16 protein-coding genes are annotated in these 25,726 nt (G+C 74.4%); 13 read left to right on the top strand and 3 right to left on the bottom strand.

The features are described 5' to 3' along the window. Window positions 1-186: 186 nt before the first annotated feature. The 4 genes from OG899_RS08440 (at window position 187) to moeZ (ending at window position 5,718) form a co-directional block, all read left to right on the top strand. A complete protein-coding gene (locus tag OG899_RS08440; RefSeq protein WP_406310970.1) occupies window positions 187-1,956 on the top strand; it encodes a DUF3492 domain-containing protein in 1,770 nt (589 codons plus the stop codon). Beyond that, a complete protein-coding gene (locus tag OG899_RS08435) occupies window positions 1,953-3,197 on the top strand; it encodes a hypothetical protein (RefSeq protein WP_406310969.1) in 1,245 nt (414 codons plus the stop codon). The genes OG899_RS08440 and OG899_RS08435 overlap by 4 nt, the downstream gene beginning before the upstream one ends. Window positions 3,198-3,380: 183 nt before the next feature. Further along, window positions 3,381-4,346, top strand: coding sequence for an NAD(P)-dependent oxidoreductase (locus tag OG899_RS08430; protein ID WP_125500435.1), 966 nt, complete (start codon window positions 3,381-3,383; stop codon window positions 4,344-4,346). Between the two features lie 193 nt (window positions 4,347-4,539). Further along, window positions 4,540-5,718: an adenylyltransferase/sulfurtransferase MoeZ gene (gene moeZ / locus OG899_RS08425; RefSeq protein WP_125500434.1), complete on the top strand. Its 1,179-nt coding sequence runs from the start codon at window positions 4,540-4,542 to the stop codon at window positions 5,716-5,718. A 137-nt stretch (window positions 5,719-5,855) separates the two neighbouring features. Here the strand turns inward: moeZ and OG899_RS08420 are convergent, their stop codons facing one another. Further along, window positions 5,856-7,436: an alpha/beta hydrolase gene (locus OG899_RS08420; RefSeq protein ID WP_125500433.1), complete on the bottom strand. Its 1,581-nt coding sequence runs from the start codon at window positions 7,434-7,436 to the stop codon at window positions 5,856-5,858. Window positions 7,437-7,533: 97 nt separating this feature from the next. After that, a complete protein-coding gene (locus tag OG899_RS08415) occupies window positions 7,534-10,452 on the bottom strand; it encodes a lysylphosphatidylglycerol synthase domain-containing protein (RefSeq protein ID WP_406310968.1) in 2,919 nt (972 codons plus the stop codon). A 185-nt stretch (window positions 10,453-10,637) separates the two neighbouring features. On the opposite strand from OG899_RS08415, the gene OG899_RS08410 reads away from it, so the two are divergent. The 5 genes from OG899_RS08410 to nudC all read left to right on the top strand — a co-directional run bounded on the left by OG899_RS08410 (window position 10,638) and on the right by nudC (window position 21,359). Beyond that, window positions 10,638-11,036, top strand: a complete 399-nt coding sequence (locus OG899_RS08410; RefSeq protein ID WP_168131588.1) for an MGMT family protein — start codon at window positions 10,638-10,640, stop codon at window positions 11,034-11,036. 444 nt (window positions 11,037-11,480) lie between these two features. Further along, complete coding sequence (locus OG899_RS08405) at window positions 11,481-14,915, top strand: ATP-dependent helicase (protein WP_406310967.1); 3,435 nt, start codon at window positions 11,481-11,483, stop codon at window positions 14,913-14,915. A 149-nt stretch (window positions 14,916-15,064) separates the two neighbouring features. Continuing rightward, window positions 15,065-18,841 carry a UvrD-helicase domain-containing protein gene (locus OG899_RS08400; protein ID WP_406310966.1) on the top strand — a complete coding sequence of 1,259 codons (3,777 nt, stop codon included), beginning with the start codon at window positions 15,065-15,067 and terminating at the stop codon, window positions 18,839-18,841. A 10-nt stretch (window positions 18,842-18,851) separates the two neighbouring features. Further along, window positions 18,852-20,255: a dipeptidase gene (locus OG899_RS08395; protein ID WP_125497866.1), complete on the top strand. Its 1,404-nt coding sequence runs from the start codon at window positions 18,852-18,854 to the stop codon at window positions 20,253-20,255. 159 nt (window positions 20,256-20,414) lie between these two features. After that, window positions 20,415-21,359 (top strand): NAD(+) diphosphatase, encoded by a 945-nt coding sequence (gene nudC, locus OG899_RS08390; protein ID WP_125497865.1) that lies wholly within the window; start codon window positions 20,415-20,417, stop codon window positions 21,357-21,359. A 102-nt stretch (window positions 21,360-21,461) separates the two neighbouring features. On the opposite strand, the gene OG899_RS08385 is transcribed toward nudC, so the two are convergent. Next, window positions 21,462-21,707, bottom strand: coding sequence for a mycoredoxin (locus OG899_RS08385; RefSeq protein ID WP_125497864.1), 246 nt, complete (start codon window positions 21,705-21,707; stop codon window positions 21,462-21,464). 410 nt (window positions 21,708-22,117) lie between these two features. Here OG899_RS08385 and OG899_RS08380 point away from each other — a divergent pair, with 410 nt between their 5' ends. The 4 genes from OG899_RS08380 to OG899_RS08365 all read left to right on the top strand — a co-directional run bounded on the left by OG899_RS08380 (window position 22,118) and on the right by OG899_RS08365 (window position 25,692). Further along, window positions 22,118-24,343, top strand: coding sequence for an ATP-dependent DNA helicase UvrD2 (locus OG899_RS08380; RefSeq protein ID WP_229814102.1), 2,226 nt, complete (start codon window positions 22,118-22,120; stop codon window positions 24,341-24,343). 164 nt (window positions 24,344-24,507) lie between these two features. Beyond that, the gene (locus OG899_RS08375; RefSeq protein ID WP_125497863.1) at window positions 24,508-24,831 is read left to right on the top strand and encodes a hypothetical protein; all 324 of its coding nucleotides are present in this window, start codon (window positions 24,508-24,510) and stop codon (window positions 24,829-24,831) included. 172 nt (window positions 24,832-25,003) lie between these two features. Further along, window positions 25,004-25,372, top strand: a complete 369-nt coding sequence (locus OG899_RS08370) for a WhiB family transcriptional regulator (RefSeq protein ID WP_125497862.1) — start codon at window positions 25,004-25,006, stop codon at window positions 25,370-25,372. Continuing rightward, window positions 25,369-25,692 carry a hypothetical protein gene (locus OG899_RS08365; RefSeq protein WP_125497861.1) on the top strand — a complete coding sequence of 108 codons (324 nt, stop codon included), beginning with the start codon at window positions 25,369-25,371 and terminating at the stop codon, window positions 25,690-25,692. Before OG899_RS08370 ends, OG899_RS08365 begins: the two co-directional genes overlap by 4 nt. Window positions 25,693-25,726: the final 34 nt, after the last annotated feature.

The following is a 25,726-nucleotide window of genomic DNA, read 5'->3' as shown; positions in this document are numbered from 1 at the left end:
CGCCCATAGCGCGCCGAAACGCGCGTTGCACGGGAAAGTTACGACCGTTCACCCCTTCCGGTGGCGCGATGGACAACCGTCCGTCGCGCCACCGCTTCGTCCGCATACGTTCGTCCCGCTGTGAGCCGTCGGTGCACCGACGGCCGGCCACCGGACGCGGACGAGCAGGGGAGCGGAGGTGCACACGTGCGCATCGGGCTGGTGACGGACGGCGGCTACCCGTATGCGGGCGGTGACGCCGGACTCTGGTGCGAACGGCTCGTGCGCGGGCTCGGTCAGCACGAGTTCGACCTCTACGCCCTCAGTCGCAGCAGACAGCAGGAGGACGAGGGCTGGCTGCCGCTGCCGGACCAGGTCGCCCGGGTCCGCACGGCACCCCTGTGGACGGCCGACGACGACGGCGCGCGGTACGGACGGCGCGCCCGCCGGCGCTTCACCGAGCACTACGGGGAGCTGGCGGCCGCGCTGTCCGGGGCGGACCACCCGGACCGGCCGGCGGACCAGGAGCCCCACCACGACCGCACCGCCGGACCGGACGCGAGCGGGACGGATGGCCAGGCGGACCGTTTCGCCACCGCTCTGTACGGCCTCGCGGACCTCGCCCGCGACCAGGGAGGCGGCCTCGCGGCGGCGCTCCGCTCGGAGGACGCGGTGCGCACACTGGAACGCGCCTGCCGCGCGCCCGGCGCCCTGCGAGCAGCGCGAACGGCGCGCGTGCCCGATCTGCTCGCGGTCGCCGCACACCTGGAACGCGCCCTGCGCCCCCTCGCGCTCGACTGGCACGAGGCCGACGGCCTCGGCGCCGCCGACCTCACCCACGCGACGGCCGGCGGCGCCGCCGCCCTGCCCGGCCTCCTCGCCCACCGCTCCTGCGGGGTCCCCCTCCTCGTCACCGAGTACGCCGTCCCCCTGCGCACGCACTACCTGGCCACGAGCACCGACGGCACCGCCCCGGCCGTCCGCGCCCTGATCGGAGCCTTCCACCGCGCCCTCGCCCGCGAGATCTACCGGCAGGCGGCCGTCGTCACCCACGGCAACGCCCACACCCGCCGCTGGCAGGAACGCTGCGGCGCGGACCGTGCCCGGCTGCGCACCGTCCACCCCGGCCTGGACGCCGCCCCGTTCGCCGAGGCCGGCGAGGCACCGCAGACCGCCGACCCGGACACCCTGGTGTGGGTCGGCCGGGTGGAGCCCGCCAAGGACCTGGTGTCCCTGCTGCACGCCTTCGCCGAGGTGCACCGCGAGCGCCCGCGGGCCCGGCTGCGGATCATCGGCACGGGCCACGGTCCCGACGCGGCCGCCTATCTGTCCCACTGCCGGGCCCTGGCCGCCCAGCTCTTCCCCGACGAGGCCGACAGCCCGCACACCGCCGGCGACAACCCCGTCTCCTTCGAGGAGATCGGCGGGCCGGAGGCACCGACCCTCGCCGAGGCGTACGCGGCCGGCGCCGTGGTCGTCCTGTCGAGCGCCGTCGAGGGCTTCCCGCTGGGCCTGGTGGAGGCCATGCTCTGCGGCTGCGCGACCGTCTCCACCGACGTGGGCGCGGTCGTCGAGGTCATCGGCGGCACCGGACTGATCGTCCCGCCGCGCAACCCGCGGGCGCTCGCCGAGGCCTGCACCACACTGCTGCGCGACCCCGAGCGCCGTGCACGCCTGGGCGCGGCCGCCCGCGCACGCGCCCTGGAGCTGTTCACCGTCGAGCAGAACATCGCCGCGTTCCACGGCCTCTACCTCGACATCGTGGCCCACAGCCCGATCCGCCGCGGCCGGCTCGACGAGGCCGGCGCACCGCTGCCCTTCGCCGCCCCCGCCGAGGCCCGGGTCCCCGGCCACTGGACCGACGCGGACGCCCGTCCCGTCGGCGCCCCCGCTGCCCGCAGCGGCCCCGCCTGGGCCCGGCGCTCCTCCCCGGCCCGCGTCCCGGCCCCCGCACCCGGCACGGAGGCCGCCCGATGACCTTCCCCGCCTCGCACGGCCGCCCGCCCGCCGGCCCCACCGCACCGGACCGGCAGCCCGCGGCCGCCCCCGACGGGGCCGCCACCGGCCCCGACCGGACCGCCACCGCCCTCGGCCGGCCGCACACCCCCGCACCCCGGCGGGGCGCCGCCGACCCCGTCAAGGCGCTGCTGCACCACCACCGCGACCTGTGCGCACGAGCCGTCGACCCGCTGGAGATCGCCGCGCATCTGGAGGCGCACGGTGTCACCGCCCGCACCGCCGCCCGCTTCCGCCACCGCGACGTCTTCTCGCTCGCCGAGGAGATGTACGCCCGCGTCCCCCGCGAGACCGACGAACCCGCACTCCTCGAACCCGCCGCGCCGTCCACCCGGCCCTCCCTCCGCACGGCCGTCCTCGCCCTGCTGCCCGGCCTGCTGTGCGCGGCCGCGGTCGCCGGCCTGCGCCTGACCCAGGGCCCCGCCCGCCCGGCCACGGCGGTCGCCGCAGTGCTCGCCGCCGCCCTGGCCGTGCGCGCCCTGCTGCGCCACGGCATCCCCCGCCGGCCCGCACACCCGCACGCCGGAACCCGCCGGCCCCGCCTGCTCGGCCGGACCTGCTGGCTCCTGGCCTACGCCGCCCTCGGCGACAGCCTGCTCACCGTCGCCCTCCACGGCGGCCCCGACGGATGGCCCGACGGCACCCCCGCCGGACCCTGGCCCCTGGCCACCGTCCCGCTGCCGGCCCTCGCCCTGGCCTGCGCTCCGGCCGCCTGGCTCACGCACCGCTTCACCGTCCGGGCCCGGCACCGGCTCACGGCAGCCCGCGACCTGAAGGAGTTCGGCGCGACCGTACGGCCCCTGCTCCTGACCACGCTCGCCGCCTGCCTGGGCACCCTGGCCGCCCTGCTCGCCGCCGGCGGCGCGGTCCTCCACGAACCCGCCGCCTACGCGCAGGGCCTCACCCTCGGCGCCCTGCTGCTGCTCGCCCGGCTGCTGACGGTCCACGGCTTCGCCCGTGCCGCGGCCGTCGCCCTCGCCACCGCGGCCTGGGCCGAGGCCCTGGCCCAGGCCAGCGTCTTCACCGCCCGCCTGCCCGGCTGCGACGGGCTCGGCGTCCCCGTGGACCGGCTGGTCGCCGCCTGGGGACCGGGCAGCGTCCCGGCCCTCGCCTGCGGAAGCTGCGCCCTCGCCCTGCTGGTGCACGCCCTGTGCACGCTCGGCCGGGCCTCGGCCCACGCCGCACCGGAGGCGCCGGAGTGACCCGCGCACTGCGGCCGCCGGGCAGCCGCCGGTGCCCGCCGGCCCGGGACGGGCCGCCCCACCACCACCTGCGCGAAGGCGTGACGCACAGGAACGTGACGCACATGAAGGAGAAGACCAGATGACCACCATCCGACCCGGAGCAACCGACGCCGCCGCGGCGCACACCCCGGGAGCCGTCCGATGAGGGTCCTGCTGATCGGAGCCAACGGACACCTCGGCCGGTTCGTCGCCGAACGCCTGCTCGCCGATCCCGCCGTCCAGCTGACCGCGCTCGGCCGGGGCGACGACGCCGACGTCCGCTTCGACCTGTCCACCGGCAGCCCCGGCGCGCTCACCCGGTTCCTCGACGCCATCCAGCCCGGCGTCGTCATCAACTGCGCCGGTACCACCCGGGGCAACGCCCGCGACCTGACCCGGCACAACACCGTCGCCGTCGCCACCGTCTGCGAGGCGCTGCGCCGCAGCGGCTGCGGCGCCCGCCTGGTGCAGGTCGGGTGCAGCGCCGAGTACGGGCCCAGCCAGCCCGGCTCCTCCACCGCCGAGGACGCCGTTCCCCGGCCCGGCGGACCGTACGGGGTCAGCAAACTCGCCGCCACCGAACTGGTCCTCGGCTCCGGACTGGACGCCGTCGTGCTGCGCGTGTTCTCGCCGGCCGGCCCCGGCACCCCGGCCGCCTCACCGCTCGGCCGGCTCGCCGAGGCCCTGCGCCGCGCCATGCAGTCCGGCGACGGCGATCTCAAACTCGGCGGACTCGGCGTCCAGCGGGACTTCGTGGACGTCCGCGACGTCGCCCGCGCCGTGCACGCCGCCTCCCTGTCGGCCGCCCAGGGCATCATCAACATCGGCTCCGGCCGTGCCGTCCGGCTGCGCGACGCCGCCGCCGTGCTCGCCCGCGTCGCCGGCTACAGCGGTGTGCTCCACGAACTCGACGCCCCGCCCGGACCCCACCACCGTCCCGCCATCGGCCACCCGCGCAGCGGCGACCCCGACCACCCGCTCCCGGTCGCCTACCCCTACCCGGACGGCTGCGGCGCCTGGCAGCAGGCCGACGTGCGGACCGCACGGGACCGGCTCGGCTGGCGCCCCCGGATCAGCCTGGAGGAGTCCCTCGCCGACATCTGGATGGAGGCCGCGTGCCGTATGTGACCCGCACGGCAGCGGCGACGACGGCGGGCGTGCCCCGGTGACCCACGCCGAGGGCGCCCACCCGCCGGGCGGCCACGACCGCCCTTCGGGACAGATCCGTCTCGGGGAGCGAAACGGCTGTCTCGGAATGAAAAGGCGCGTGGCAGTGTTACGGAGAGACAACCGTAGTGAATGACCGACCAACGGAGTCCCCGTGTCGCTGCCACCCCTGGTCGAGCCAGCTGATGAGCTCACCGTAGACGAGGTCCGCAGGTACTCCCGCCACCTGATCATCCCGGATGTCGGGATGGCCGGGCAGAAGCGGCTGAAGAACGCCAAGGTGCTCTGTGTGGGCGCCGGTGGCCTGGGCTCGCCCGCCCTGATGTACCTGGCCGCGGCCGGCGTCGGCACGCTCGGCATCGTGGAGTTCGACGAGGTCGACGAGTCGAACCTGCAGCGCCAGATCATCCACAGCCAGTCGGATGTCGGGCGCTCCAAGGCCGAGTCCGCGCGCGACACCATCAAGGGCATCAACCCGTACGTGAACGTCGTCCTTCACGAAGAGCGGCTCGAGGCCGACAACGTGATGGGCATCTTCAGCCAGTACGACCTGATCATCGACGGCACGGACAACTTCGCGACCCGTTACCTGGTCAACGACGCGTGCGTGCTGCTCAACAAGCCGTACATCTGGGGTTCGATCTACCGCTTCGACGGCCAGGCGTCCGTCTTCTGGTCCGAGCACGGCCCCTGCTACCGGTGCCTCTACCCGGAGCCCCCGCCCCCCGGCATGGTTCCCTCCTGCGCCGAGGGCGGCGTGCTCGGCGTGCTGTGCTCCTCCATCGGCTCCATCCAGGTCACCGAGGCCATCAAGCTGCTCACCGGCACCGGCGAGCCGCTGGTCGGCCGCCTGATGATCTACGACGCCCTGGAGATGCAGTACCGCCAGGTCAAGGTCCGCAAGGACCCCGACTGCGCGGTCTGCGGCACGAACCCGACCGTCACCGAGCTCATCGACTACGAGGCCTTCTGCGGCGTCGTCTCCGACGAGGCTCAGGCGGCGGCCGCCGACTCCACGATCACGCCGAAGCAGCTGAAGCAGTGGATCGACGACGGCGAGAACATCGAGATCATCGACGTCCGTGAGCCGAACGAGTACGAGATCGTCTCCATCCCGGGCGCCCGGCTGATCCCGAAGAACGAGTTCCTCATGGGCAACGCCCTGGAGACCCTCCCGCAGGACAAGAAGATCGTCTTGCACTGCAAGACGGGTGTCCGCAGTGCGGAAGTCCTCGCCGTCCTGAAGTCCGCCGGCTTCTCCGACGCCGTCCACGTCGGCGGCGGCGTCATCGGCTGGGTCAACCAGATCGAGCCGGACAAGCCGGTGTACTGACCGGAGGGGTTCGCTGCGGGGCGAGGCTCGCTTTCCGGTGAGGCGGAGGAAGCCCACGGTTCCGCGGTGGCGGGGCCGTGGGCTTCTGCGATGGGGGCGGGCGAGCTGGAACGGACCTTTTCGGCGCCGTCCCGCTCTCAGGTGCACACCGCCCCGTCCTTCGGCACCTTCCCCTCCAGCAGATAAGCGTTCACCGTGCGCTGCACGCACTGGTTGCCGCTGTCGTAGGCGCCGTGGCCCTGGCCGTGGTAGGTGAGTTCGACGCCGACGCCCTCGCCGAGAGCGCGCGCCATGTTCCTGGCGCCTTCGTAGGGGGTGGCCGGGTCGCCGGTGTTGCCCACGACCAGGATGGGGGCCGAACCCGGGGCACTGACGTCGGGTCGGTCGGCGGCGCCCGGGACGGGCCAGGCGGTGCAGCTGAGCATGCCCCAGGCCAGGAAGTCGCCGAACACCGGGGAGGCCGCCCGGAACTCGGGCAGACTGCGCTCGACGTCGGCGACGGTGTAGCGGGGCTTGTCGTCGGCGCAGTTGACGGCGCCGTTGGCCGGGATGACGTTGCTGTAGTGGCCGTCCTCGTCGCGTCCGTTCATCGCGTCGGACAGCAGCAGGAGGATCCTGCCGTCGCCGTCGTAGGCCTGTTCGAGTCCCTCGGTGAGGTACGGCCAGAAGGCCTCGGAGTACAGGGACTGGGCGATGCCGTTGGTCGCCGCCGTCTGGGTCAGTTTCCGCGGGGGGACTCCTGGGATCGGCTTGCTGTCGAGGTCCTTCAGGAAACGGGCGATCCGGTCCTTGACGTCCTGGGCGGAGGTGCCGATGGGGCAGTCGTCGAGGTGGGCGGCGCAGTCGTTCGCGAAGTTCTCCAGGGCCCGCTCGAAGCCCTTGGCCTGGCCGAGCGCGCTCTGCTTGGGGTCCTTGGTGGGGTCGACCACGGCGTCGAAGACGGCCCGGCCCACGGTGCGCGGGAACAGGTGGGCGTAGACGCCGCCCAGCTCGGTGCCGTAGGAGATGCCGAAGTAGTACAGCTTGTCGTCGCCGAGGACCTGGCGCATCAGGTCCAGGTCGCGGGCCACGTCGGTGGTGCGGACGTGGGGCAGGATGCGGGCGGAGTTCTTCGCGCACGCCTTGTTGAACGTCTCGGTGTTCCGCAGATACGTGGCGGTCTCGGCGGCGTCGTCGGGGGTGGCGTCCTGCTGGAAGTACCGGTCGAGTTCCGCGTCGCTCAGGCACTTCACGGGTGCGCTGCGGCCGACCCCGCGCGGGTCGAAGCTGACCAGGTCGAAGCGGGCGCGCAGGGGTTCGTAGTCGGACGCGAAGGCGGGCAGCGAGGTGACGCCGGAGCCGCCGGGGCCGCCGAAGTTGAAGATGAGGGAGCCGATGCGCTTGCCGGGGCCGGCGGCCTTCGCCCTGATCAGGGCGATGTCGATGGTCTCGCCGTGGGGCTCGTTCCAGTCGAGCGGGGCCCGCAGGGTGGCGCACTGCCACCGGGTGCCGCCCGGCAGCGGGCTCGGCGCGGTGCCGCCGCCCTCCGCCTCGGACGGGGCGGGGCAGTCCTTCCAGTCCAGCTTCTGGGCCGCCAGGTTCGTCCCGGTGCCACCGCGGACCGCGGTGACCGGAACTCCGGCGTCTCGGTTGTCGCCGCCGCACCCCGCCAACAGGGCGGACAGCAGCACGGCGGTCGTCGTCACAGCGGCTGCGCGCAGCCCGTGCGGCTTCTGCATGCCCCCATCGTCGCCCCGCACGTGGACGGCCGCGCGGGACACGATCCGTCCGGGGGACGGCTGTGGAACGCCCGAAGCCTGCAGGGCACCCGGATGACTACAGGGCTCCCTTGCGGGTGAGGTGGTTGAAGGCCAGCCAGCCCGGCAGCACCGGCAGCCACAGGGTGAGCAGGCGGAACATCAGCACCGCGGGCGCGGCGACCTCCTTCGGCAGGCCCACGGCGATCAGACCGACCGTCAGGGTCGCCTCGACGGCACCCACACCGCCCGGCGTCGGCGCGGCGGAGCCCAGGGCGTTGCCGGCGAGGAAGACCACGGCGACACTGGCGATGCTCAGTGAGGTCGTCTCGTCGCCGAACGCCCGGATGGAGGCGTCCAGGCACATCACGAAGCAGCCGGTCAGCAGCAGGGTGCCGCCGATGCCGGTGATCAGCTTCTGGGGCCGCTGCAGCACGTCCAGCATGCGCGGCACCACCCCCGCGAACAGCGACCGGACGCGGGTGACGACGAACTTGCGCAGGAACGGCACCGAGGTGACCACCAGCACCAGGACCGCGACCGTCAGCAGGCCCGCGATCACGGTCCGGGACGGGGTGAGCGACGGCGTCTTCTCGGTGCCCGTGAGGTAGCCGAAGGACAGCAGCATCAGGATGTGGCAGCCCAGCCCGACCAGCTGCGAGGCGCCCACGCTCGCCACCGCCAGGCCCGGCCGCACGCCCGCCCGTTGCAGAAACCGCGTGTTCAGGGCCACGCCGCCGACCGCCGCCGGTGCCACGATCTTCACGAACGACCCGGCGACCTGCGCGGCCACGGTGCGCGGGAACGGCACCCGCTCCGGCACGAAGCCGAGCAGGCCCATCGCCGCCGCCACATAGCTCAGGGCCGAGAACGCCACCGCCGCCGCCAGCCAGCCCCACTCGGCGTGGGCGAAGAGGGTGCCGAACTTGATGTGCGTCAGCTGGGACAGCAGGTAGTACGCGCCGATGGCGCCCGCGATGAAACTGATCAGCGTGCGCGGCCGCACCCGCTCCAGCCGGGCCGGCTCCACCGGCGCCTGCGGCCTGATCCGCAGCACCTGGCGGCGGATCTGGGAGAGCAGGTCCTCCTCGCGGGCCTCCTCCAGGGCCTCGTCGATGGCCCGTTTCTCCGCCCGTGCCTCGGCCCGCTCGGCCTTCTTGGCCAGCTTGGCCGCTTTGTCGGGGTTCGTGGGGATGTCCGTGCTCGAACCGGTGGACGGGTCCGGGCCGGCGTCGCGTGCCGCCTGTTCCAGCCGGGCCAGCTTCGCCTGCCGCGACGCCTCCAGCACCGCCTCGCGTTCCCGCTGCGCCCGCTCCCGGGCCAGCCGGCGCAGCGTGGCGCGGGTGGAGCGGGACAGCGCGATGGGCTGCAGCATGGGCAGGCAGTCGGCCACGGCGTCAGGGCCGAGGACGGCGACCGCGGAGGCCACGGCTCGCTCGGCGCCCACCCGCAGGCCCAGCGTGGTCAGCAGCTGGGCGACGTCCATCCGCAGCAGCAGATCACCGGCGGCGATCTCGCCGCCGCGCAGATCCGTGAGGATCACCGCGCCGGAACGATCCACCAGGATCGCGTCACCCGTCAGCCTGCGGTGCGCGATCCGCCGGGACTGCAGCGCCCGCACCTGTTCCCAGGCGTGGTGCAGCAGCTCGTCGGTGATCTCCTCGTCCGCCAGCGAGTCCAGGGTGCGTCCGCCGACATGCTCGTAGACGAGCATCACCGCGTCCGGTCCCAGCTCGGAGGTCGCGATCAGCTTCGGCGCGTTGGCCCCGGCCGCGATCGCGGCGTAGGCGAGCAGCGCCTCCTGCTCCAGGGCCTGCCGCAGCGACTGCAGGCTGGAGCGGGTGGCGAAGCCGCGCAGGGTGAGGTTGCGCCACAGCCGGTAGAAGAAGCCCTGGGCCTGCTGCTCGCGGTCGACGACCGTGACGTCCAGCGGCGGCCCGTCCTCCAGGGTGACGAAGTAACGCCGGCCGCGGTCGCCGTTGTCCGCGGTCTCCGCCGCGCCCACCCGGGCCGCGCTCACCGGGTGGAAACCGACCGTGCGCAGTCCGGCGATCAGTGTCCGTCCGGTCGGCCGCACGTTCGGCGAGCCGACCGCGTACAGGGTGCCGTAGGCGACGGACCAGCCGATGAGCACCGTCAGCACGATCGAGAACGCCGTGGTGTAGCCGGTGACCAGCATCGAGAAGGCGTCGAGCAGCAGCACGATCCACAGCACCGAGCGCCAGCGGGGTCTGCGGGACATCCCGACCGCGGTCATGTATGCGATGACCGGGGCGAGGTAGCCGTGCACGGGGTCGGTCAGGGCGTGGACGTCGGCGGGGGAGGGCTGGGTGAGCGCCTCCTGGATCGAGTCCGGTGCGGCTCTGGCCACCCACAGGTCCGTGGTGAGCGTCACCCCGTGGGCGAGCACCGCCGCCAGCACACCGTCGGCGATCCGCAGCCCGTCCCGTTTGATCAGCCGTTCGATCGCGAAGGCGACCGGGACCAGGAGGATCGCGATGCTGGACGCCAGCCCGGCGAACTTGATCAGCAGGTCGGGCGCCCGCCCGGTGCCCTTGGTGATGTCCTGTTCCAGGCCGGAGGTGGTGCCGTGGGCGAACGCGGCGACCGCCAGCAGCAGCGCGATGGCGAGCACGCCCACCACCAGCCGCATCAGGTCCGAGGGACGGTGCACCCGGGCGGGCAGCAGCGGCTCGTCGCCCTCCAGCCCGTCGACGTGCGCGACGTCGGCGTCGTCGTCCGGCCCCTGAGCGGCCGGGCCGGTCCGGACGGCGGCTGTGGTCCGTTCCGTCGCCGCCGTCCGGGGGACCTTCTGCGCGGTCGGCTTCGCGGTCGTCTTCTTCTCCGGGGCGACCGCCTGCTGCTGTGCCGTCGGCTCCAGCGGCGTCGTGCGCTGGGCGGCCTCGCGGGCGTCGTGCGGCCGGCCGGTGTCCGGGCGTGCCGACGCGCCGGAGCTGCCCTCCGCGCCGTCGTCGGGGTGCGCGCCCTGCTGCTTCATGGTCTCTTCTCGGTCTCGTATCACCGGTCACCGCCCGCACGATGGTGGCATGCCGCACCGACACACGGGGACATCGGGTGCATTTGCGGGATCCGACAGTCTGCCCGACACGCCCGACCGGTGCGAGGGGCGCACGGTGGCACGGCCAGCCCCCGCTGTCGGTGGCATCGGGCAGGATGGGACGGATGAGCGACGTGAGCCTTTCGGACGACGACGGCAGCCGGGCCGGGCCCGCCCCGGCGCTGCCCGAGTTCGCCGAGCGGGTCCTGGAGGTGGCCGAGCGCATCCCGCCGGGTCGCGTCCTGACCTACGGGGACATAGCCGAATGGCTGGGGGAGCAGGGCCCCCGGCAGGTCGGCCGTGTCATGGCCCTCTACGGCGGGGCGGTGCCCTGGTGGCGGGTCGTCCGCGCGGACGGGGTGCTGCTGCCCGGCCACGAACTGCGCGCCCTCGCCCACTACCGGGACGAGGGCACCCCCCTGAAGGAGGCGGGCGACAGAGCCGAAGGCCACCTGCCGCGCCTCGACATGCGGCGCGCCCGCTGGGACGGCCGCGACGGCGGACGTGCGCGGGGTCACACCTGACATTCTTCGCCGTCCGCCCGGGCCGAGGGGAGCCCCTGCCGGGCACGGGCGCGTGCGGGCACGCCCGCGCCATGCCGTAGGTTCGTAGGCCGAGGGATCCGTGTGCGGCCCGTGCGCCGGGGGATCCGTGCGCGGCGCGGGACGCGGGAGACCGCCGTGAGCGGCGCCCGTCCCGGCCGCCCCGGCCGTGCGGCCGTCGTGTGGGACCGGAGAGAAGGTGACCGCTGTGCCGCGGGAGACGAACGTCACCACGGTGACAGCGCCGGCAGCGGTGAGGGCGGGCAGGCCCCGCTTCCGCACCGGGCACGGACACCGGCCCACGGTCCTCCGCACCCGCTTCCCTCGGCCCGCGTCCACCGCCCCGGCCGGCCGACGGCCCGGCCCGCCGGCCGCGGCGCCCGCAGTCGGCACACCCCCGCACACCCACCAGGACCGGCGACCCACGTGAGCAGTTCCTCCCCCACCACCAGGCAGCTGCCGCCCCCGTCGGCGCGGCAGCGGGACCGTGGCGCCTACCGGCTGGTCCGCACCCCGCCGAGCAGGCCCGAGCCCCCTCGTCTGGACGCCGCCCAGCGCGCCGTGGTTGACCATGCGAGCGGACCGCTGCTCGTCCTGGCAGGCCCCGGCACCGGCAAGACCACCACGCTCGTCGAGTCCGTGGCCGCACGGATCGCCCGGGGACAGGACCCGGAGCGGATCCTGGTGCTCACCTTCAGCCGCAAGGCGGCCGTCGAGCTGCGCGACCGCATGGCCCAGCGCACCGGGGCCGCCCGTGCTCCCCGCGCCACCACCTTCCATTCCTTCTGCTACGCCCTGGTCCGCGCCCACCAGGACAGCGGACTGTTCGTGGAGCCGCTGCGGCTGCTGTCCGGTCCCGAGCAGGACGTCACCGTGCGCGAGCTGCTGGCCGGCCAGGTCGACCTGGAACGGCTCGGCCTGGCCCATGTGCGCTGGCCGGACGAGCTGCGCGCCTGCCTGACCACCCGCGGCTTCGCCGACGAGGTCCGCGCGGTGCTCGCCCGCAGCCGCGAGCTGGGACTCGGCCCCGGGGAGCTCGCGGCCTTCGCCCGCCGTATCGGCCGCCCCGACTGGCACGCCGCGGCCGCCTTCCTCGCGGAGTACCTGGACGTCCTCGACCTGCAGGGCGTGATCGACTACGCCGAGCTGGTCCACCGCGCCGTGCTGCTGGCCCGGCGGCCCGAGGTCGCGCGCCGGCTCGTCGAGCAGTACGACGCGGTCTACGTCGACGAGTACCAGGACACCGACCCGGCGCAGGTGCGGCTGCTGCGGGCCCTGGCCGGGGACGGCCGCACCCTGGTCGCCTTCGGCGACCCCGACCAGTCGATCTACGCCTTCCGGGGCGCGGACGTGAACGGCATCCTGCAGTTCCCGCAGACCTTCCGGTGCGCGGACGGCAGCCCGGCGCCCGTCGCCGTGCTGCGCACCTCCCGGCGCTCCGGCGCCGCCCTGCTCGCCGCGACCCGGGAGCTGGCCCGGCGCATGCCGCTGACCCGGCTCCCGGCCGCCCAGGTCCGCGCCCACCGGGAGCTGATCCCGGCCCGGGACGGCGGCCGTGTCGAGGTGTACACGTATCCGACGGCGGGCGCCGAGGTGGACAACATCGCCGACCTGCTGCGCCGCGCCCACCTGGAGGACGGCGTGCCGTGGGGCGAGATGGCCGTCCTGGTGCGCGCCGGCGCGCGCAGCCTGCCCACCCTGCGCCGGGCGCTGACCACGGCCGGGGTGCCGGTGGACGTCGACGGCGACGACGTGCCCCTGCGCCACGAACCGGCGGTGGCGCCGCTGCTGACCGCGCTGCGTGCCGTGGCCACGGCGGAGGTACGGCACCGGACACACACCGAGGCCGCGGACGGCGAGGCGACCGAGGCCGCGGACGGCGAGGCGGTGGACGGCGCCCGGCCCGGCGGTGAGCCGGCAGCCGCGCCCGGCAGCGACAGGACTTCCGCCGTTGCGGAACCCGTTCCCGGCCCGGACGACTGCTGGCTGGACACCGACACCGCGCTCACCCTGCTCACCTCGCCCCTGGCCGGCATGGACACCGCGGATCTGCGCCGCCTGGGCCGCGCCCTGCGCGAGGAGGAGCGGGCCGCGGGCAACCCCCTGCCGCCGCCCTCGGACCAGCTGCTCGCCCGGGCCCTGGCCGAGCCCGAACGCCTCGTCGCGCACGACCCGACGTATGCGCGCGGCGCCCAGCGGCTCGGCGCGCTGCTGCGCACGGCCCGGGAGCGCCTGGCCGCCGGCGCCGGCGCCGAGGAGGTGCTGTGGGAGCTGTGGCAGGGCACGCCGTGGCCGGCGCGCCTGGAACGCGCGGCCCGGCGCGGCGGCGCCGCCGGGCGCAACGCCGATCGGGACCTGGACGCCGTGTGCGCGCTGTTCGCCACCGCCGCGCGCGCCGAGGAGCGCACCGGCGGCCGGGGCGCGCTGAACTTCCTGGAGGAGATCGAGGCGCAGGACATCGCCGCCGACACGCTCACCCGGCGCGCCGTGCGCCCCGACGCGGTGCGGCTGATGACGGCGCACCGCGCCAAGGGCCTGCAGTGGCGGCTGGTCGTCGTCGCCGGCGTGCAGGAAGGGCTGTGGCCGGACCTGCGGCGCCGCGGCTCCCTGCTGGAGGCCGACCGCATCGGCCGCGACGGGCTCGCCGAACCGCTCAGCCCCGGCGCGCTGCTGGCGGAGGAACGCCGGCTGTTCTACGTGGCCGCCACCCGCGCCCGGGAGCGGCTCGTCGTCACCGCGGTGAAGTCCGCCGCGGACGACGGCGACCAGCCCTCCCGCTTCCTGACCGAGCTGGGCGTCACCCCCAAGGACGTCACCGGACGTCCCCGCCGCCCGTTGTCCGTGGCCGCGCTCGTCGCCGAGCTGCGCGCCTTCACCGTCGACCCCGACGCCTCGGACGCACTGCGCCGGGCCGCCGCGCGCCGTCTGGCCCGGCTCGCCGCCCTCACCGACGACGAGGGCCGCCCGCTGGTCCCCGCCGCCCACCCCGACCGCTGGTGGGGGCTGGCCGAGCAGACCGCGAACGCGGTGCCGCTGCGCGACCGCGACCGGCCCGTCGCCCTGTCCGCGAGCGCCCTGGACCAGCTCGCCAACACCTGCGCCCTGCAGTGGTTCCTCGGCCGCGAGGTGAAGGCCGACACTCCCGCGAGCGCCGCCCAGGGCTTCGGCAACGTGGTGCACGTCCTCGCCGACGAGGTCGCCTCCGGCCGCACCCCTGCCGACCTGGCCGTCCTCATGGAACGCCTGGAGACGGTGTGGAACGCGCTCGCCTTCGACGCGCCGTGGAAGTCGGCGCAGGAGAAGGAGCAGGCCCGCGCGGCCCTGGAACGCTTCCTGCGCTGGCACGTCCTGGAACGCGGCGGCCGCACGCCCGTCGGCAGCGAGCACGAGTTCGACGTGACCCTGAAGGCGGGCGACTACGAGGTGCGGGTGCGCGGCTCCATGGACCGGGTGGAGGCCGACGGCGAGGGCCGCGCCTACGTCGTCGACTTCAAGACCGGCAAGCAGGCGCCCACCTCGGCCGAGGTGACCCGTCATCCGCAGCTCGCCGTCTACCAGCTCGCCGTCCGCGAGGGCGCCGTCGACGGTCTCTTCGACGGCCGGCGGCCCGAGCCGGGCGGCGCCGAACTGGTCCATCTGCGTCTCGGCGCGGCCCGGAAGGACGGCGGCGAGACGCTGCCCAAGGTGCAGGCGCAGCAGTCGCTCGACGAGGACGGGCAGTGGGTCGGCGAGCTGCTGGCCACCGCCGCCGGCAAGGTACTCGACGAGCGGTTCACCCCGGCGACCGGGCAGCACTGCACCCACTGCGCGTTCCGCGCCTCGTGCAGCGCCCGGCCGGAGGGCCGCCACGTCGTGGAGTGAGTGTCCGTGGGGTGAGCGCCGGCGGCCGGCCGCGGAGGGCGGAAGCAGGGCGCGTGACGCACCCCACCACACCCCATGACCAGCACGTTCGTGCCCGCTGAGGGGTGCGCGGGACCCGGCTGTCGGTGCCCGCCGTTAGCCTCTTCACCGTGCCCGCCCGAATCACCGATCCCGAACAGCTCAAGGAGCTGCTCGGGATTCCGTTCACCCCGGAGCAGACGGCCTGCATCACCGCGCCGCCCGCCCCGCAGGTGATCGTGGCCGGCGCCGGGTCCGGCAAGACCACGGTCATGGCGGCCCGCGTGGTGTGGCTGGTCGGCACCGGGCAGGTCGCCCCCGACCAGGTCCTCGGCCTGACCTTCACCAACAAGGCAGCCGGCGAGCTGGCCGAACGTGTCCGCACGGCCCTGGTCAAGGCGGGCGTCACCCACCCCGACGCCGTCGGCCCGGACGACCCGCCCGGCGAGCCGGTCGTCTCCACCTACCACGCCTTCGCCGGCCGCCTGCTCACCGACCACGGCCTGCGCATCGGCCTGGAGCCCACCACCCGGCTGCTGGCCGACGCCACCCGCTACCAGCTCGCCGCCCGCGTCCTGCGCGAGGCACCCGGCCCGTACCCGGCGCTCACCCGCTCCTTCCCCGACCTGGTCGGCGACCTGCTGGCCCTGGACGCCGAGCTGTCCGAACACCTGGTGGACCCCGAGGAGCTGCGCGACTGGGACGCCGGCCTGCTGCGCACCCTGGAGGGCGTCAAGCTCTCCAACGCCGACCTGCGCAAGGTCCCCGAGACGGCCGCCGCCCGCCGTGAGCTGGCCGAGCTGGTGCTGCGCTACCGCGCCGCCAAACGCGAACGGGATCTGCTCGACTTCGGCGACCAGATCGCCCTCGCGGCCCGCGTCGCCCGGCTCCCGGAGGTCGGCCGCATCCTGCGAGAGGAGTTCCGGGTGGTCCTCCTCGACGAGTACCAGGACACCTCCGTCGCCCAGCGTGTGCTGCTGGCCGGCCTCTTCGGCGGCGGCACCGGCCACCCCGTCACCGCCGTCGGCGACCCCTGCCAGGCGATCTACGGCTGGCGCGGCGCCTCCGTGGCCAACCTCGACGACTTCCCCGAGCACTTCCCGCACGCCGACGGCCGCCCCGCCACCCGGCAGGCGCTCAGCGAGAACCGCCGCAGCGGCGGCCGCCTCCTCCACCTCGCCAACGGGCTCGCCGCACCGTTGCGCGCGATGCACGAGGGCGTCCAGGCGCTGCGCCCCGCGCCCGGCGCCGAACGCGACGGCCTGGTGCGCTGCGCCCTGCTGCCCACCCACGCCGAGGAGATCGACTGGATCGCCGACTCCATCGCCCACCTGGTGCGCACCGGCACCGCACCCGGCGAGATCGCGGTGCTGTGCCGCACGGCGGGCGACTTCGCCGAGATCCAGGGCGCCCTGGTCGCCCGGGACGTGCCGGTGGAGGTGGTGGGCCTGTCCGGCCTGCTGCACCTGCCCGAGGTCGCCGATCTCGTCGCCGTCTGCGAGGTGCTGCAGGACCCCGGGGCCAACGCCGCCTTGGTGCGGTTGCTCACCGGCCCGCGCTGGCGCATCGGCCCACGCGACCTGGCCCTGCTCGGCCGGCGGGCCCGGCTGCTCGTCGCCCGGTCGCGCGCGGACGACGACGACCCCGACCGGCGGCTCGCCGAAGCCGTCCAGGGCGTCGACCCCGCCGAGGTGATCTCGTTGGCGGACGCGCTCGACACCTTCCTGGAGACCCCCCTGGACGGCCGCGGCGACGACGACGGGCTGCCGTTCTCCCCGCAGGCCCGGGTCCGGTTCGCCCGCCTCGCCGCGGAACTGCGCGACCTGCGACGCTCCCTGTCCGACCCGCTCATGGACGTCCTGCACCGCATCCTGGCCGTCACCGGCCTGGAGGTGGAGCTGGCGGCCTCCCCGCACGCCCTGGCCGCCCGCCGTCGCGAGACCCTGTCGAACTTCCTGGACGTCGCCGCCTCCTTCGCCGCCGACGACAACGAGGCCACCCTGCTGTCCTTCCTCGGCTTCCTGCGCACCGCCGCCCAGTACGACAAGGGCCTGGACAACCCCCTGCCCGGCGGAGAGAACACCGTCAAGGTGCTCACCGCCCACCGCGCCAAGGGCCTGGAGTGGGACGTCGTCGCCGTCCCCGGCCTGGTCGAAGGCACCTTCCCCAGCAGCCAGGGCCGCGAGAAGTGGACCGCGCAGAGCAGAGTCCTCCCGCACGCGCTGCGCGGCGACGCCGACACCCTCCCCGACGTCACCGACTGGGACGCGCGCGGCCTGAAGGCCTTCCACGAGGCGATGAAGGAACACCAGCTCACCGAGGAGCTGCGCCTGGGCTACGTCACCTTCACCCGCCCCCGCTCCCTGCTGCTCGGCTCCGGCCACTGGTGGGGCCCCAGCCAGAAGAAGCCCCGCGGGCCGTCCGACTTCCTGCTCGCCCTGTACCAGCACTGCGCCGCCGGAGGCGGGGAGATCGAGGTGTGGGCGGACCCGCCGGCCGAGGGCGAGGAGAACCCGGCCCTCGGCCGGGCCGCCGCCGAGCACGTCTGGCCGCTGCCCCTGGACGAGACCGCGCTGGCCCGCCGCCGCGCGGCCGCCGCGACCGTCCTCGCCCACCTGGACGAGCTCGCCGGCCGCACGGACGCCGGACCCGGGCAAGCCCGGGTACCTGCCCCCTCCGGCGCGCCCGCCCCCGAGCCGGCCGCCTCCACCTACGACGACCCGGACTGGCCCCCGCCGCCACCGGAGGACGAGGAGCCGCCGTACGACGAGTACGACGAGCCGCCGTACGACGAGCTGCCGGACGAGGAGCTGCTGTACGACGAGCCGCCGTACGACGAACTCCCTGGAGACCCGGGTGGTGCAAGCCTGCCCGAGGACCCCGAGGACCCCGAGGGACCCGACGGTCCTGATCTGCCCGAGGACCTCGAGGACCTCGACGCCTCCGGCGTGCCCGCCGACCTCGACGTACTGGACGGCCTGGAGGTTCCGGACACCCCGGCCGCCCCCGGTGCTCCCGGCGCCCCGCCCGGCCGCGAGGCCCGCGACCCTGCCCGGAACCCCGCCCTGCCCACCGTGCCCCGCCAGGCGTCACCACGGGACGGGCAGCCGCTCGCACCCGGAACCGGCCCCGGGCCTGAGGAGGAGCCCCTCACGCCCGAGGAGGCCCGGTTGGTCGCCTCCTGGGACCGCGACCTGGAGGCGCTCACCGGGGAGCTGCGCCGCGCCCGGCAGGCCGTCACCGAGGTCCCCCTGCCCAGCAGCCTGACCGCGTCCCAGGTGCTGCACCTGGCCCGCGACCCCGACGGGTTCGCACGGGAACTCGCGCGGCCCATGCCGCGCCCCCCGCAACCCGCCGCGCGCCGGGGCACCCGTTTCCACGCCTGGGTGGAAAGCCGCTTCGAGGAGCTGCCGCTGCCCCTGCTGGAGCCCGAGGAGCTGCCCGGCGCGGACGCGGAGATCGCCGACGAACGTGACCTGGAGGCCCTGAAGGAGGGCTTCGAGCGCACCGCGTACGCGCACCGCACGCCCTACCGGGTGGAGGCGCCCTTCCAGACGGAGATCGCGGGCCGTGTCGTGCGCGGCCGGATCGACGCCGTCTACAAGGAGGGCGACGGCGACGAGGCGCGCTACGAGATCGTCGACTGGAAGACGAACCGCTCGCCCACCGCCGACCCGCTCCAGCTCGCCGTCTACCGGCTGGCCTGGGCGGAGCAGCAGGGCGTTCCGCTGGAACGGGTCGGCGCCGCGTTCGTGTACGTGCGCACCGGCGAGGTGGTGCGGCCGGGCGACCTGCCCGACCGGGCCGCGCTGGAGCGCCTGATCCTCGGGGAGCCGGCGGACGAGCCACAGCGTGACGAACCGCAGTGTGACGAACCGCCCGAAGGGGATGCCCTTGCGGGCCGATAGGCTCGTATGCATGAGCCAGACCCCGGACAAGGCCGTCCGTACGTACATCGAGCAGCACCGTGCCGCCTTCCTCGACGACCTCGCCGAGTGGCTGCGCATCCCCTCCGTGTCGGCGCAGCCCGACCACGCGCCCGACGTACGCCGCAGCGCCGACTGGCTCGCCGCCAAGCTGCAAGAGACCGGCTTTTCCGTCGCCGAGGTCTGGGAGACCGCGGGCGCCCCGGCCGTCTACGCCGAGTGGCCCAGCGACGACCCCGGCGCCCCCACGGTCCTGGTCTACGGCCACCACGACGTGCAGCCCGCGGCCCGCGAGGACGGCTGGGACACCGAGCCCTTCGAGCCGGTCGTGCGCGACGGCCGGCTCCACGCCCGCGGGGCCGCCGACGACAAGGGCCAGGTGTTCTTCCACACCCTCGGTGTGCGCGCCCACCTCGCCGCCACCGGCCGCACCAGCCCGGCGGTCCACCTCAAGCTGCTGATCGAGGGCGAGGAGGAGTCCGGCTCCCCGCACTTCCGGCAGCTCGTCGAGGAGCACGCGGACCGGCTCGCCGCCGACGCGGTGATCGTCTCCGACACCGGCATGTGGTCCGAGGACACCCCCACGGTGTGCACCGGCATGCGCGGCCTGGCCGAGTGCGAGATCCGGCTGTACGGCCCCGACCAGGACATCCACTCCGGCTCCTTCGGCGGCGCCGTGCCCAACCCGGCGACCGCCGCCGCCCGGCTGGTGGCGGCCCTGCACGACGAGCAGGGACGCGTGGCGGTCCCCGGCTTCTACGACGGTGTCGTGGAGCTCACCGACCGTGAGCGGGAACTTTTCGCCGAGCTGCCCTTCGACGAGCAGCAGTGGCTGCGGACCGCCCGCTCCCACGCCCTGCACGGCGAGGCCGGCTACACCACCCTGGAGCGCATCTGGGCCCGCCCCACCGCCGAGGTCAACGGCATCGGCGGCGGCTACCAGGGGCCCGGCAGCAAGACGATCATCCCGTCCACGGCGATGGTGAAGCTCTCCTTCCGGCTGGTCGCCGGACAGGACCCGGACCACATCGAGAAGGCCGTCCGCGCCTGGGCCGCCGACCAGGTGCCCGCCGGCATCCGGCACGAGATCGTCTTCGGCTCGGCCACCCGCCCCTGTCTGACCCCGCTGGACCACCCGGCGCTCCAGTCCCTGGCCCGGTCCATGAGCCGGGCCTTCGCCAGCCCGGTCCGTTTCACCCGCGAGGGCGGCTCCGGGCCGGCCGCCGATCTGCAGGAGGTCCTCGGGGCGCCCGTGCTCTTCCTGGGCATCTCCGTCCCCTCCGACGGCTGGCACGCGCCGAACGAGAAGGTCGAGCTGGATCTGCTGCTCAAGGGCGTCGAGACCAGCGCGTACCTGTGGGGCGATCTCGCCGCCCACTGGCGCGATGTCCCCTGACTCCGTCCCCGCCCGGGCCGCCTCCGCGGCCCGGGCACACTGGTAGGGCCGCCCCGCACCGCCTCACGGCCCCGCCGGACCCGATCGCCGCCCGCCGCACGTCCCGTCGAACCGCCGCCGAACCCACCACCGCCCGCACCGCGGAAGTTGGAAGCACACGTGACCACCTGGACCGACCGCACCGCCGACCGCCCCATCTCGCTGACCGCGCCCAGCGGCATCGACCGTGCCGCCCACCACCGCCTCGACGAGGCGTGGCTCGCCGCCGCCTGGAGCCACCCCTCGACCCGCTGCTTCGTGGTCTCCGGCGGACAGGTGCTCATCGACGAGACGCCCGACGGCCGCACCGAGCTGGTGATGACCCCGTCCTTCGAGGCGCCGCTCACCGAGTCGCACCGCTACTTCCTCGGCACCGACGCCGACGGCGTCAGCTACTTCGCGCTGCAGAAGGACTCCCTGCCCGGCCGCATGGACCAGTCCGCGCGCCCGGCGGGCCTGCGCGAGGCCGGCCTGCTGCTCTCCGACCGCGACGCCGGCCTGATGGTGCACGCGGTCGCCCTGGAGAACTGGCAGCGGCTGCACCGCTTCTGCTCCCGCTGCGGCGAGCGCACCGTCATCGCCGCCGCCGGGCACATCCGCCGCTGCCCGGCCTGCGGTGCCGAGCACTACCCGCGGACCGACCCGGCGGTGATCATGGCGGTCACCGACCAGGAGGACCGCCTCCTGCTGGGCCGCCAGGTGCACTGGCCCGAGGGCCGCTTCTCGACCCTCGCCGGTTTCGTCGAGCCGGGCGAGTCCATCGAGCAGTCGGTGCGCCGCGAGGTGCAGGAGGAGGTCGGCATCGCCGTCGGCGAGGTGGAGTACGTCGCCAGCCAGCCCTGGCCGTTCCCCTCCAGTCTGATGCTGGGCTTCATGGCCCGTGCCACCACCACCGACATCCGGGTCGACGGCGACGAGATCCAGGACGCCCGCTGGTTCTCCCGGGAGGAGCTGCGGGCCGCCTTCGAGTCCGGCGAGGTCCTGCCGCCGTACGGCATCTCCATCGCGGCCCGGCTCATCGAACTGTGGTACGGCGAGCCGCTGCCGACGCGCAGCGCGGTGTGAACGGCGCGGCGCGAGGGCGCGGACGCAGCCGGTGACACGGGAAGGGCGCACTCCGGGCGGGACGGCCGGAGTGCGCCCTTCCGTTCTGGCGCGCCGGTGGCGTCAGGCGACGCCGATCTTCGCCTTGACCTGGGCCAGCGACGGGTTCGTCAGCGTGGTGCCGTCCTCGAACAGCACGGTCGGCACGGTCTGGTTCCCGCCGTTCGCCTTCTCGACGAAGGCCGCGGACTCCGGGTCCTGCTCGATGTTGATCTCGGTGTACGCGATGCCCTCACGGTCCAGCTGGCTCTTGAGCCGGCGGCAGTAGCCGCACCACGTCGTGCTGTACATCGTCACGGTGCCCGGCATGTCTCTCGCGCTCCTTCGGCGGGTCGGGGACGTTCATGGTCGCAGAGAGGGAACGTCCGGCGACGGCACCGCATTCCCACGGGGGGTATCCGCCCGCCCCGGGCACAGGCGCCCCGGCGCGGCGGTCACGGCGCTGTGACACCTCTCGCACACGGCGCTGTGACGCCTGTCGCACACGGCGCTGTGACGCCTGTCGCACACGGCGCTGTGACGCCTGTCGCACACGGCGCTGTGACGCCTGTCGCACACGGCGCTGTGACGCCTGTCGCACGCGGTGCCGTGGTGCCTCTCGCACGCGGGCACAGCACGGGCCGATCACACCAGCTGTATCAGTCGTATCAGTACGACCGCAGTGGCTCCCCTGTGGACAACCGGCTCGGCCTTCCCTCGCGACCTGGCAGCATGGCCCTGTGACAGCAGCAACGCATTCCACCCTCTTCCCGCAGGTACCGGACTCTGCCGACGCGGTGCTCGACGGGCTGGACCCCGAGCAGCGCGAGGTGGCGACCGCGCTGCACGGACCGGTGTGCGTGCTGGCCGGCGCCGGCACGGGCAAGACCCGCGCCATCACCCACCGCATCGCCTACGGGGTGCGCGCCGGGATCCTCCAGCCGACCAGCGTGCTGGCCGTCACCTTCACCAACCGTGCCGCCGGGGAGATGCGCGGCCGGCTGCGCCGGCTCGGCGCGCACGGCGTGCAGGCCCGCACCTTCCACTCGGCCGCCCTGCGCCAGCTGCAGTACTTCTGGCCGAAGGCGGTCGGCGGTGCCATGCCCCGGCTGATCGACCGCAAGGTCCCCGTGGTCGCGGACGCGGCCGCCGCCTGCGGCCTGCGCCTGGACCGGACCGAGTTGCGGGACGTCACCGCGGAGATCGAGTGGGCCAAGGTCACCCAGACCGTCCCGGCCGACTACGCGCTCGCGGCCGACAAGGCCGGCCGCGAGGCCCCCCGCGACCCCGCCGAGATCGCCCGGCTGTACTCCGTCTACGAGGACCTCAAGCGGGAGCGCGGGATCATCGACTTCGAGGACGTCCTGCTGCTCACCGTGGGCATCCTGCAGGACCGCCGCGACATCGCCGAACAGGTGCGCGCCCAGTACCAGCACTTCGTGGTGGACGAATACCAGGACGTCAGCCCGCTGCAGCAGCGCCTGCTGGAGCTGTGGCTCGGCGATCGGGACAACCTGTGCGTCGTCGGCGACGCCGGCCAGACCATCTACTCGTTCACCGGCGCCACCCCCGACCATCTCCTCGACTTCCGCCTCCGCCACCCCGGTGCCACGGTCGTCCGGCTGGTCCGCGACTACCGCTCCACCCCGCAGGTCGTCCACCTCGCCAACGCCCTGCTCGCCCAGGCCCGCGGCCGGGCCGCCGACCACCGGCTGGCACTGGTCTCCCAGCGCCCGGCCGGGCCGGAGCCGGTGTTCACCGAGCATCCCGACGAGGTCGCCGAGGCCGAGGACGCGGCCCGCCGCATCCGCGACCTCATCGCCTCCGGTGTCCCCGCGAGCGAGATCGCCGTGCTGTTCCGCACCAACGCCCAGTCCGAGACCTACGAACAGGCCCTCGCCGACGCGGGCGTCCCCTACCAGCTGCGCGGCGCCGAACGGTTCTTCGAACGTCCCGAGGTGCGCAAGGCGCTGGTCTCCCTGCGCGCCGCCGCCCGCTTCGGCGGCAACGACGCTCTCCTGGACGACGCCGACGACCTGCCCTCCCAGGTCCGGGCCGTGCTGTCCGGCGAGGGCTGGACCCCGGAGCCCCCCGCCCGCTCGGGCGCCGTCCGCGACCGCTGGGAGTCCCTGGCCGCCCTGGTGAACCTCGCCCGCGACTTCGCCGCCGCCCACCCGGGCGCCGGCCTCGGCGACCTGATGACCGAGCTGGACGAGCGGATGAACACCCAGCACGCCCCCACCGTCCAGGGCGTCACCCTCGCCTCCCTGCACGCGGCCAAGGGCCTGGAGTGGGACGCGGTCTTCCTGGTCGGCGTCGCCGAGGGCATGATCCCGATCAGCTACGCCCGGACGGAGCAGCAGATCGAGGAGGAACGCCGCCTGCTGTACGTCGGGATCACCCGTGCCCGCGAGCGGCTGTACGTCTCCTGGTCGCTGAGCCGCTCGCCCGGCGGGCGCCCGAACCGCCGCCCCAGCCGCTTCCTCGACGGGCTGCGCCCCGGCTCGCCCGCCCTCGCCGCCCGCGGCACCGCGCCCGCCGCCGGCGGCATCGATCGCGGCCACGGCTCCATGCCGGCGGGCACCGACCCCTACGACGACCCGTACGCCGCCCCGCCGCGGCGCACCCGGCGCACCCCGGCCCGCTGTCGGGTGTGCGGGCGCACCCTGACCGACGCCGGCGAGATCAAACTGCTGCGCTGCGACGACTGCCCCTCCGACATGGACGAGGGCCTGTACGAGCGGCTGCGCGCCTGGCGGCAGGAGCAGGCGCGGCGCAGCGGGCAGCCGGAGTTCTGCGTGTTCACCGACCGGACGCTGATGGCGATCGCCGAGGCGGTCCCGGGCGACGAGCGGGAGCTGGCCCGCATCCCCGGAGTGCTCGCCCGCAAGCTGCGCCGGCACGGCGCCGACGTCCTCGCCATCTGCGCAGGCCGCGAGCCCGGCGGCAGCGGTGCGGAGAACTGATGCCAACTCGTCGAAAAAATAGTTTGCGCGCGCCCGGGAAGGCCCCATAGGTTCTTGGTCACGGAAACAACGGCCTTCCTGAGGCCTTGATTCCGTGTTGTACTTGCGTATCCGTTGCGAACCGGCTCATCCCGGTTCCGGACACCGGAAGGGAGGCGATTCCAGTGATCACGACGAAGAACAGCTTCTTCGGCACCGCCAAAGCGACCGATCACGCGGTCGCCTCCCTGTGCCTGCTCGACGCCTCGGACCGGGGCACCGGTCTGTCCGGTGTTCTCGGCATGCGCCCGGGCTCCTCCCTGCCGTTCGCGGGCTTCGCCACCCGTGAGCGCATCGAGCGACCGACCACGGCACTGGCAGCAGTAGCGGTACAGGCGCAGGCCTATGCCCTCACGGCTACCGGTGCCGTCACCCGGATGCAGACGACGCAGCAGCACAGCCTGATGTGGGCTTTCCGTGGGCCACAACCCTGGAGTGATCCAGCCTGATCGACGATCAGGCCGGCGCCTTCAGGGCCGCGGAACCCCATCCGGGATCCGCGGCCCTTCTGTTTTCCCTCATGCGGGACGACGGAGGAAGGGGCCTCGGGACGACAACAGAACCCGGTACCCAGCCGACACCCGGCCGACCGGCCGGAACGACCAGACGAGGAAGACACCCGTGCAACTCGAAGCGCACGCCCCGTCCGTACCGCCTTCCGACACGATCCCCAAGCCCGGTTCCACGGAGGACCCTGCTTTGACTCCTCTCACCACGCTGACCGCGCTGGACGACGCCATCGAGAACCTCGGTGCGACCGTCCCCTGCCGCTCCTACGACCCGGAGGTCTTCTTCGCCGAGTCGCCGGCCGACGTGGAGTACGCGAAGTCCCTGTGCCGCACCTGCCCGCTGATCGAGGCATGCCTCGCCGGAGCCAAGGAGCGGCGCGAGCCCTGGGGCGTCTGGGGTGGCGAGCTGTTCGTCCAGGGCGTCGTCGTCCCCCGGAAGCGGCCGCGTGGCCGCCCGCGCAAGAACCCGGTCACCGCATGAACGCCACCGGAACGATCGACCGTCCCCTCACGCACGACCCCCAGAAGCAGGCCCCGATGAAGCCGTCCACCAGCGAGCCCGCAGGCTCCGCGACCGAAGACGTCACCACCACCGGCGCGAACGCCTCGCGCCAGAACAGGACTCGAGCGATGCAACTCATCCCAGAAGCCCTGGCCCGTGCCCATATGAACGAGCGACTGCGAGAGGCGGAGCAGGAACGCCGGGCCGCGCGCCTGGCCGCCGCCCGCCGTATGCAGCGCCGCGCCGAGCGCGCCTCGCTGCGCGCCCGTCGGGCGCTGGCGATGGCGGTGATGCAGTGACCGCCTGAACCGCGCAGGGCCCGTCTCCCGGCCG

Source organism: Streptomyces thermoviolaceus, assembly GCF_045209695.1.
GTDB lineage: Bacteria > Actinomycetota > Actinomycetes > Streptomycetales > Streptomycetaceae > Streptomyces > Streptomyces thermoviolaceus.
This window is presented reverse-complemented; position numbering and strand designations above follow the sequence as displayed.

What these genes read in the sequence shown, in the direction of transcription:
- OG899_RS08435 (WP_406310969.1), top strand. Translation starts at nt 1,953, where the DNA reads ATGACCTTCCCCGCCTCGCACGGCCGCCCGCCCGCCGGCCCCACCGCA.
- OG899_RS08430 (WP_125500435.1), top strand. Translation starts at nt 3,381, where the DNA reads ATGAGGGTCCTGCTGATCGGAGCCAACGGACACCTCGGCCGGTTCGTC.
- OG899_RS08420 (WP_125500433.1), bottom strand. Translation starts at nt 7,436, where the DNA reads ATGCAGAAGCCGCACGGGCTGCGCGCAGCCGCTGTGACGACGACCGCC.
- OG899_RS08415 (WP_406310968.1), bottom strand. Translation starts at nt 10,452, where the DNA reads ATGAAGCAGCAGGGCGCGCACCCCGACGACGGCGCGGAGGGCAGCTCC.
- OG899_RS08410 (WP_168131588.1), top strand. Translation starts at nt 10,638, where the DNA reads ATGAGCGACGTGAGCCTTTCGGACGACGACGGCAGCCGGGCCGGGCCC.
- OG899_RS08395 (WP_125497866.1), top strand. Translation starts at nt 18,852, where the DNA reads ATGAGCCAGACCCCGGACAAGGCCGTCCGTACGTACATCGAGCAGCAC.
- OG899_RS08385 (WP_125497864.1), bottom strand. Translation starts at nt 21,707, where the DNA reads ATGCCGGGCACCGTGACGATGTACAGCACGACGTGGTGCGGCTACTGC.
- OG899_RS08365 (WP_125497861.1), top strand. Translation starts at nt 25,369, where the DNA reads ATGAACGCCACCGGAACGATCGACCGTCCCCTCACGCACGACCCCCAG.